Consider the following 1922-nt stretch of genomic DNA (forward strand, 5'->3'; position numbering starts at 1 on the left):
TCGCCTGGTGTCTCGGGCTGACCCAGCAGGAACACGGGGTCGACACGGTCCGCGAAATCGTGAATCTGCTTCTGCTGCGCGGCAATATCGGCCGCGAAGGGGCCGGTCCCTCGCCGGTTCGCGGTCACAGCAACGTCCAGGGCAACCGCACCTGCGGTATCGATCACCGCCCGGGCAGGCAACTACTGGACCGGTTGGCGGAGGTATGCGCGATCACGCCCCCGCGCGAACACGGTCTGGACACGGTGGCGACCATCGAGGCGATGATCACCGGCGCGGTGAAGGTGTTCGTCAGCATGGGCGGCAACTTCAGCCTGGCCACGCCGGATACCGAGGCGACGTTCGCCGCGCTGCGCAACTGCGAGCTCACCGTTCAGGTCAGTACCAAGCTCAACCGCAGCCATCTGGTCCATGGTCGCAACGCGCTGATCCTGCCGTGTCTGGGGCGCACCGAGAAAGATGTTCAGCGCGGTGGTGAGCAGGGCGTCACGGTCGAGGATTCGATGAGCATGGTGCACTTGTCATTTGGGATGAAGAAGCCAGCATCTCCGCAGTTGAAGTCGGAGTGCGCGATCTTGGCTGGCATGGCCCGAGCAACGCTCCCGACCTCCGCCACACCGTGGGAGTACTACATCGAAGACTACGACCGGATCCGCGACGTGATGGCCAAGGTGTTCGATGGCTTCGAGGACTTCAACCGGCGCGTGCGGCTACCGCTGGGGTTTCGAATCCGCCAGCCGGCGCGCGAGCGGGTCTTCCTCACCCCGTCGGAAAAAGCGGAGTTCTCCGCGGCCACCATGCCTGATGTGGTGCCGCCACCGGACCGGTTGACACTGAGCACCGTGCGGTCCCACGACCAGTGGAACACCACCATCTACTCCGATGACGACCGCTACCGGGGACTGAAGAACCTGCGCACCGCGCTATTCATGAACACCGAAGACATGCGCGACCGCGGACTGGAAGAGTTCGACCTCATCGACATCACCAGCTTCGCCCGCGACGGCAGTACCCGCTCGGTATACGGCTACCGCGTCGTGGCCTACAACACCCCGCGCGGCAGCGTATTCGGCTACATGCCCGAGTTGAATGTGCTCTGCGCGATCGCCGACCACAGCAGACAAAGCGGACAACCGTTGACCAAGCAACTCATCGTCGAAGTCACCCCGGCCTCTTCTTACGACCGCTGAGCGTCGTCCGTGCCGAGCACGACTTGGGCGGTCCGGCTAACACCCGTGGGGTCCAGATAGCCGAGGGTGACTGTGACGCCGGGCGCCTTCGTCTGCACTGCCGCGAGCAAACCCTCAGCGTTGTCGATCACTTGGTGGTCGACCTTCGTAACGACCTCACCGGCGGACATGCCTGCGGCCGCGGCCGGACCGCCGCTGGTGACTCCGACGAGCCGTGCACCGGAAACACTCCCGTCGTCACCCACTTGCACGCCCAGGGAAGCATGCGACGCCTTGCCGGTGGCAATGAGTTCGTCGGCGACGCGCCTTGCCTCACCGACGGGAATCGCAAAACCAAGGCCATCCGAACCACTTTGCGAGACAGGCGAATCCCCTGGGGATGCAATCGCCGAGTTCATCCCGACGAGCTGGCCATTTGCATCGACCAGCGCTCCGCCCGAGTTTCCGGGGTTGATCGGCGCGTCGGTTTGAATGGCGTCGATCGTTGTTGGTGGATTCCCTGAGCCGGCATCGACTGTGGACACCGGACGGTCGAGCGCGCTGATGATGCCCGTGGTGACCGTGCCATCCAAGCCCAGTGGGGATCCCACCGCCACCACCTGCTGGCCGACGCGAAGGTCGGCTGATGATCCCATCGCGATCGGGTTCAACCCAGAAGCGCCCTGCGCCTGCACGATTGCGATATCGGTCGTTGGATCGGTGGCGACCACGGTGAAGGGCACGGTGTGGCCG

The 1922-nt window shown here is 64.4% G+C and carries 2 protein-coding genes; one reads left to right on the forward strand and one right to left on the reverse strand.

Translation table 11 applies throughout. The annotated features are described in order from the left end of the window. Positions 1 to 1190: molybdopterin dinucleotide binding domain-containing protein (locus ACRDUX_RS10490; RefSeq protein ID WP_526413607.1), on the forward strand; the 1190-nt coding region annotated here is incomplete at its 5' end. On the opposite strand, the gene ACRDUX_RS10495 is transcribed toward ACRDUX_RS10490, so the two are convergent. Continuing rightward, positions 1178 to 1922, reverse strand: a 745-nt coding sequence (locus ACRDUX_RS10495) for a S1C family serine protease (RefSeq protein ID WP_526413609.1), incomplete at its 5' end; no start/stop codon positions are given. The two genes, ACRDUX_RS10490 and ACRDUX_RS10495, sit on opposite strands and share 13 nt — an antisense overlap.

The sequence above is a fragment of the Mycobacterium sp. genome (genome assembly GCF_050701675.1).
Taxonomy (GTDB): domain Bacteria; phylum Actinomycetota; class Actinomycetes; order Mycobacteriales; family Mycobacteriaceae; genus Mycobacterium.